Consider the following 6,539-nt stretch of genomic DNA (forward strand, 5'->3'; position numbering starts at 1 on the left):
TGGCTTGAAGCCGCCGGACGGGACGCCTATATTCGTCCTGTCCGGGGCAACCCGGACTATGGACATAAACGCGCATGGAATAAGCGGATCGGACCCGGGGGCGGTACCCGGCGACTCCACCAGATCACCCTCGTTGGGGGGCCTTGGGGTCGAAACAGGATCGACGAACGTCTAAAGATGTTTGCTTTGTCTCGGTGAGCTACCACCGTTATCGGTGCAAAATGTACAGTTGCCAACGACAACCGTGCTCCGGTCGCGCTGGCTGCGTAAGCAGTCCGCAAGATCGAAACCTAAGCCCTTGCGCCTAGCAGCGTAAGGCGGGGCCCGCAGGAGCCTGGCAACAGAATCCTGCACTTTCAGCCCTTTGCCCATCATGCCCGCCCTGCGTCCTTGCGACCGCCGGCAAGGCGATGAGGGTTTCTTGCCAAAGCCTTGGCCCTCCCTCTTTTCAATACCGGTCATATGCCTATGCTGGCCCGAAATCGAAGGGAACGGACATGGCGCGATCGGGAATCGACTACGGCGGAATGATGCATCGCGCATTGCAGGGTCTGATCGCGGACGTGCTGGAGCGTGTTGCCGAACACGGGCTGCCGGGCGACCACCACTTCTTCATCACCTTCGACACGCGCGACGAAGGGGTCGAGATGGCCGACTGGCTGCGCGAACGCTATCCCGAGGAAATGACCATCGTCATCCAGCACTGGTTCGACAACCTGACCGTGGACGACGAGGGGTTCACCGTGACCCTGAACTTCGGCAACTCTCCCGAGCCGCTGCGCATCCCCTTCGACGCCTTGCGCACCTTTGTCGATCCTTCCGTCGAATTCGGCCTGCGCTTCGAGACGCAGGAGTCCGAGGACGACGACGATGATGACGAAGGCGATCAGGACGGGGACGAGGATGGCGGCGACAATCCCGACGGCACCCCGAACGGCGGGGGCGAGGTGGTGCAACTGGACCGCTGGCGGAAATAGCCGCGCGGTCCAGGCACGGGCCTAGACCATCATTTCCTTTGTGGCCGTCAGCCGCAATTCGGGATGGTCGCGCCCCACGCGGTCGATGTCCCATTGCAGGCGCGTCAGATAGACCATGTCGCCGTCGTGATCCTGCGCGATATGGCCCTTGTTGGCGTTCACGAAGGCCTCGACCTTGTCCTTGGGTCCGGCAACCCAGCGGGCAGAGGTGAACTGCGACGCCTCGAAGCGGACGGGGATGCCGTATTCGATCTCGATCCGACTCGCCAACACCTCGAACTGCAACGCGCCCACGACGCCCACGATGAAGCCCGACCCGATCATCGGCTTGAAGACCTTGGCCGCGCCTTCCTCGGCGAATTGCATCAGCGCCTTTTCCAGGTGCTTGGCCTTCATCGGGTCGGTCGCGCGCACCGATTGCAGCAGTTCGGGGGCAAAGGACGGGATGCCGGTAAAGCGCAGCGCCTCGCCCTCGGTTAGGGCGTCGCCGATGCGAAGCTGGCCGTGGTTGGGGATGCCGATGATGTCGCCTGCCCAGGCCTCGTCCGCCAGTTCGCGGTCGGCGGCCAGGAACAGGACCGGGTTCGTCACTGCCATCGGCTTTTTCGACCGCACATGGGTCAGCTTCATGCCGCGTTCGAAATGCCCCGAGGCGAGGCGCACGAAGGCCACCCGGTCGCGGTGCTTGGGGTCCATGTTGGCCTGCACCTTGAAGACAAAGCCGGTCACGGGCTTTTCCTCGGGCGCGATCTCGCGGTCGGCGGCGTTCTGCGGCTGCGGCGCGGGGCCGTATTCGCTGATCCCGCGCATCAGCTCTCGCACGCCGAAGCTGTTGATCGCGCTGCCGAACCAGATCGGCGTCATGTGCCCTTCCAGGAAGGACTTGCGGTCAAAGGCGGGCAGCAGTTCGCGCGCCATCTCGACCTCCTCCCGCAGCTTTTCCAGCAGGTCGGCGGGAACGTGGTCGGCCAGGCGGGGATCGTCCAGACCTTCCATCTTGACCGACTCGGCGACCTTGTTGCGGTCGGCGCGGTCCATCAGCTCCAGCCGGTCGTTCAGCATGTCGTAGCAGCCGATGAAGTCCCGGCCCACGCCGATGGGCCAAGATGCCGGGGCTACGTCGATGGCAAGGTTTTCCTGGATCTCGTCGATGATCTCGAACGTGTCGCGCGATTCGCGGTCCATCTTGTTGCAGAAGGTCAGGATCGGCAGGTCGCGCAACCGGCAGACCTCGAACAGCTTGCGGGTCTGGGATTCGACCCCTTTGGCCCCGTCGATCACCATGATCGCCGCGTCCACGGCGGTCAGGGTGCGATAGGTATCCTCGGAAAAGTCGCTGTGGCCCGGCGTGTCCACCAGGTTGAAGCGGTGGCCGTCGAAGTCGAAGGACATCGCCGACGCGGAAACCGAAATCCCCCGCTCCTGCTCCATCTTCATGAAGTCCGACCGCGTCCGCCGCGCCTCGCCCTTGGCGCGCACCTGACCGGCCATCTGGATGGCGCCGCCATACAGCAGGAACTTCTCGGTCAGGGTGGTCTTGCCCGCGTCGGGGTGCGAGATGATCGCGAAGGTGCGGCGGCGGGCGATTTCGGGCGGAAGTTCGGGGCGATTTGTCATGGTGCGGCCTGTAGCCTGCGGATCGGAAATGCGCAATCGCCCTGACGGGCGACGGGTGCATCTGAACGGGATCTGAAATGGTGCTGCGAGAGAGAATTGAATTCGGCGTCTCCGATCAGTGTTGCTTGATTTTATTTCATAAAACTTCTCCCCGCGCAAATGCTGTGTGTAAGGTAGGTGTGCGAGCCAGTTTGGGGACACCCGGCGACCTATGCTCAGATGGGCCGAAAGCTGCAAGCGATAGGCGTTGGTGACAACGTGAGGAACTTGCGGAATAAGGTGAGCCGATAGAAATTCATGAGGCTTCTTTCTTCAATGTCTAAGCGATTTGAGAACGGATACTTTGCCCTTGTTCTGACAGGCGCTCTCGCCCTGTTGAGCATCGCTTTTATTAGTTACATCTTTGCATTCTCAAAGGGCTATCAAAGCGCCGACCGAGAGCATTCCGCCTTTTATGCCAAAAGGGATGCAACAGAAGTAGCCTATAGCGAATGTCTTAGTAACTCTTCATCGCTCGACAGTGCGAAGGACTGTATAAACAATGCAAAAGATATTAGCCGCGAATCTGAGCGTTCCGAGCAAGATTTAAACATTCAACGGGAAATGGCCCATTGGGCCGAGGGGGCTCTATGGGCCGCTTGGCTAATTGGCTTGGCCACTATAGGCATCACCACTATTGGTGTGCGTTATGTATACCTGACACTTATCGCGACTCAGCAGATGGTAGTCGACACGAGGGCGCTGGGAGAGGCTCAAACCCGCGCGTGGCTTGGCATTGAAATAACGGATATCGCGATACGCCCCTACTTTTACGAAGGCCATAAGAGGCTCGCCTTTACGGTAAGACTAGCAGTGGTCAATCAAGGCAATAGCGTTGCTGGGGACGTAAGATTTTCATGGCTAGGTGACATAATTGCCGATGGCGATAATCCAGACAACTTCTTGGACAGGTTCAATGAGCTACCTGAGAAGAAACTACACTCCGTGGTTCCAAATCTCCCCAAAGGAGCACGCGCCGACTTTAATCTCTCAGAAGCCGATATATTGAAAAATCCCGATTTCATAGGTTTTGGCTTTTGGGGGAGATTAAGCTATGTTTCGGTAGGTCAAAAAGAGACAAAGTCTGTTGATTTTTACACCCTGCTTGCCAATATAGATGGTCCTCATACCAAACGGATTGATATTAGCACCGCCGATTGGATCAAGCGTAAGCGCGACGGCGTTCCCCTTCTGCCTCTTGTAATCTGCTTGGGCCATTCTGCACGCGCATGAGCGTGGGAGTGTTGGCTTGGAGAGAGACGGCAAAGTGGGCGTCCATTTGGACGGCTTCTCGGGTAGTGAGGTTTCCCGGCTGGAGGTGATGGAGGGGCCGACCGGGCGCCGGCGACGCACAAAAGCGGAGCGGGCGCGGATCGCAGCTGAGAGCCTGGTGCCGGGAGCTTCGGTTACGGAGGTCGCGCGGCGGCACGGGACGACGCGCTGGCAGGTCTATGACTGGCGGAAGAGGCTGCGGACGGGGCAGTTGATTGTGCCCGAGCGCGTGGCGGCGTTGCCGATGTTTGCGGAACTGGTCGTTGAGGGCACCGCAGCGGAGTTGCCGGCAGAGATGGGGATCACCACCGGCGTGGAGATTGTTGTCGGCGAAGTCGTGATCCGGGCCTCTGCTGGCGTAGACGAGGAGTTGCTGACGCGGGCAATCCGGGCAGTGCGGGCGGCGGCATCGTGATGCTCGGTCAGGGAGGGCCGGTAAAGGTCTACGTGGCAACACGTCCTGTGGACTTCCGCAAGGGAATCGACGGTCTCGCGCTTGCTGTGCAGGAGATGTTCGGCCTCGACCCGTTCTGTGGGGCGGTGTTCGTATTCCGTGCGAGGCGGGCAGACCGCATCAAGCTCTTGATCTGGGATCAGACCGGGATGGTGCTGGTTCACAAGCGGCTCGAAGGCGGCAAGTTCGTCTGGCCTCAGGTGCGGGACGGGGTGATGCGGATGTCATCGGCGCAGTTGTCGGCGCTGTTCGAGGGGCTGGACTGGCGTCTGGTGCGACCGCAACGTTCGCGGCGTCCGCAGGTAGCCGGGTGAGCCCTGGGCACCTGTTTTTGCTGGCCAGAACCGGGTCAGCGTGATTCAATCCCGGTTATGGATGCCAATGCCCTCAGTCGCGAGAACGCCCATCTGAAGGCCCGCCTGGCCGAGGTCGAGGCGGCACTGGCCGAGGTGCAGGAGGCCAACCGTCGGCTGGAAGATATCCTGCGCTCTTCGCAACGCGCGCAGTTTGGCAAAAGCTCCGAGAAGCTGTCGCCCGACCAGATCAACTTGGCCCTGGAGGATGCCGAGTTTGCTCAGGGTGTGCTCGAGGCGGCACAAGAGAAGGCCGAGGCTGCGCTGCAACGCGCGCGCGGGGAAACGCCTCCCAAGCCAGCGCGCAACCGCGGGCATCTGCCGCCGCACCTACCGAGGATCGAGCGGGTGATCGAGCCCGCCAGCACCCTTTGCCCTTGCGGTTGTGGCGAGATGGCCCGGATCGGTGAGGACATCTCCGAACGCCTTGATGTGATCCCGGCGCAGTTCCAGGTGCTGGTGACGCGGCGTCCCAAATATGCCTGCCGCCGCTGCTCGCAGGCCGTGGTGCAGGCGCATGCGCCGGAGCATGTCGTGCCAGGCGGGCTGCCGACCGAGCGGCTGATTGCCTGGATCATGGTGTCGAAGTTTGGCGACCACCTTCCGTTTTACCGCCAGGCCGGGATCTTCGAGCGGCAGGGCCTCCATCTCGACCGCGGCACGCTCGGCAACTGGGTTGGCCGCGCCTGCTTCCACCTGATGCCGGTCGTCGACCACATGCGCGCCCATCTGCGCGGCGCCGATCGCATCTTCGTTGACGAGACCCGGGCGCCGGTGCTCGATCCGGGCAGGAAGGCCACCAAGAGCGGCTTCTTCTGGGCCGTCGTGTCCGATGATCGCGGTCATGGCGGGGCAGGCCCACCAATCGTGCTGTTCCATTATGCCCCTGGCCGGGGAAAGCAGCATCCGCTGAAGTTCCTTGCCGGATACCGCGGCCGGTTTCTGCAATGCGACGCCTATCAGTCCTACAATGCGATGACCGGGATGGAGCGCGACAACGGCCCCTGGCAACTGGTCTATTGCTGGACCCATGTGCGGCGGCGCTTCGTGAAGCGCTTCGAGAACGAGGGCTCGCCCATTGCCGAGGAGATGCTGCGCCAGATCGCACTGCTGTATCAGATCGAGAAAGTTGTGCGCGGCAAGCTCCCTGCCGACCGCCTCGCAGCCCGGCGGGAGCACGCCACGCCGATCATCGCCGCACTCAAGCCTTGGCTGGAAGTCCAGCTTTCCCGCATCCCGCAGAAATCCCAACTCGCTGAGGACATCCGCTACACCCTCGCCCACTGGCCCGGCCTGATCCGTTTCCTCGAGAACGGCACCCTCGAACTCGATACCAATCCGGTCGAGAACCAGATCCGTCCGATCGCGCTGACAAGGAAGAACGCCCTCTTTGCAGGCAACGAGGTCGGCGCCGAGAACTGGGCTATGCTCGCCTCACTCGTCGCCACCTGCAAGATGTCCGGCGTGAACCCCGTCGACTACATCTCCACCACCTTGCACGCCATCCTCGAGGGCCATCCGAAAGCCCGCATCGAGGAACTCATGCCCTGGAGCTTCGCGCAGCCGTCAAGCCTCGCCGCATAGGCCCACGCCGTCGCGCTTACAGTAAGACTCATGTTTCGCAACATGAAACCAGGTGCAGATTGCTCGTCCTGCAAAGTCGTTGCCCGAGTAGGTCATGATCGGTCCTCCAGACTTGAGCCGTACCAGATCGCCGGGTTTGAATTCTTGTTCGTTCATTAGAGCGTGTTGCGGCTTTCCCGATTCAGGATATCCCTGCGGCTTGATCTGTGATTCCCTGCCTGCATGACAGGTGGAGGGATGATA

8 protein-coding genes and 1 other RNA gene are annotated in these 6,539 nt (G+C 61.2%); 7 read left to right on the forward strand and 2 right to left on the reverse strand.

The genetic code is table 11. The features are described from left to right. Both ssrA and J0F76_RS01825 read left to right on the forward strand, forming a co-directional pair. Positions 1 to 355, forward strand: a transfer-messenger RNA (tmRNA) gene (gene ssrA / locus J0F76_RS01820). Positions 356 to 497: 142 nt separating this feature from the next. Beyond that, positions 498 to 977 (forward strand): SspB family protein, encoded by a 480-nt coding sequence (locus tag J0F76_RS01825; protein WP_207465081.1) that lies wholly within the window; start codon positions 498 to 500, stop codon positions 975 to 977. A 21-nt stretch (positions 978 to 998) separates the two neighbouring features. Here J0F76_RS01825 and J0F76_RS01830 read toward each other — a convergent pair whose 3' ends face one another. Further along, complete coding sequence (locus tag J0F76_RS01830) at positions 999 to 2,594, reverse strand: peptide chain release factor 3 (RefSeq protein ID WP_207465083.1); 1,596 nt, start codon at positions 2,592 to 2,594, stop codon at positions 999 to 1,001. A 177-nt stretch (positions 2,595 to 2,771) separates the two neighbouring features. On the opposite strand from J0F76_RS01830, the gene J0F76_RS21315 reads away from it, so the two are divergent. Genes J0F76_RS21315 through tnpC form a run of 5 tightly spaced genes read left to right on the forward strand, consistent with a single transcriptional unit; the run spans position 2,772 to position 6,296 of the window. Next, entirely contained in the window at positions 2,772 to 2,885 is a 114-nt protein-coding gene (locus J0F76_RS21315; protein WP_377707344.1) for a DUF6471 domain-containing protein, read from the forward strand. A gap of 6 nt (positions 2,886 to 2,891) precedes the next feature. After that, complete coding sequence (locus J0F76_RS01835; RefSeq protein WP_207465085.1) at positions 2,892 to 3,866, forward strand: hypothetical protein; 975 nt, start codon at positions 2,892 to 2,894, stop codon at positions 3,864 to 3,866. A 46-nt stretch (positions 3,867 to 3,912) separates the two neighbouring features. Then, positions 3,913 to 4,320: a transposase gene (locus tag J0F76_RS01840; RefSeq protein WP_242689918.1), complete on the forward strand. Its 408-nt coding sequence runs from the start codon at positions 3,913 to 3,915 to the stop codon at positions 4,318 to 4,320. After that, on the forward strand, positions 4,320 to 4,673 hold the full coding sequence (gene tnpB, locus J0F76_RS01845; RefSeq protein WP_242689931.1) for an IS66 family insertion sequence element accessory protein TnpB: 354 nt from the start codon (positions 4,320 to 4,322) through the stop codon (positions 4,671 to 4,673). The genes J0F76_RS01840 and tnpB overlap by 1 nt, the downstream gene beginning before the upstream one ends. A gap of 57 nt (positions 4,674 to 4,730) precedes the next feature. After that, on the forward strand, positions 4,731 to 6,296 hold the full coding sequence (tnpC, locus tag J0F76_RS01850; RefSeq protein WP_207465089.1) for an IS66 family transposase: 1,566 nt from the start codon (positions 4,731 to 4,733) through the stop codon (positions 6,294 to 6,296). Here tnpC and J0F76_RS01855 read toward each other — a convergent pair. Next, positions 6,279 to 6,539 (reverse strand): DUF2158 domain-containing protein (locus tag J0F76_RS01855; RefSeq protein WP_207465091.1); only part of this gene is annotated, 261 nt, incomplete at its 5' end. The two genes, tnpC and J0F76_RS01855, sit on opposite strands and share 18 nt — an antisense overlap.

The organism is Paracoccus fontiphilus (assembly GCF_017356265.1).
In the GTDB taxonomy this organism is placed as follows: Bacteria; Pseudomonadota; Alphaproteobacteria; order Rhodobacterales; family Rhodobacteraceae; genus Paracoccus; species Paracoccus fontiphilus.

What these genes read in the sequence shown, in the direction of transcription:
- J0F76_RS01825 (WP_207465081.1), top strand. Translation starts at nt 498, where the DNA reads ATGGCGCGATCGGGAATCGACTACGGCGGAATGATGCATCGCGCATTG.
- J0F76_RS01830 (WP_207465083.1), bottom strand. Translation starts at nt 2,594, where the DNA reads ATGACAAATCGCCCCGAACTTCCGCCCGAAATCGCCCGCCGCCGCACC.
- J0F76_RS01835 (WP_207465085.1), top strand. Translation starts at nt 2,892, where the DNA reads ATGAGGCTTCTTTCTTCAATGTCTAAGCGATTTGAGAACGGATACTTT.
- tnpB (WP_242689931.1), top strand. Translation starts at nt 4,320, where the DNA reads ATGCTCGGTCAGGGAGGGCCGGTAAAGGTCTACGTGGCAACACGTCCT.
- tnpC (WP_207465089.1), top strand. Translation starts at nt 4,731, where the DNA reads ATGGATGCCAATGCCCTCAGTCGCGAGAACGCCCATCTGAAGGCCCGC.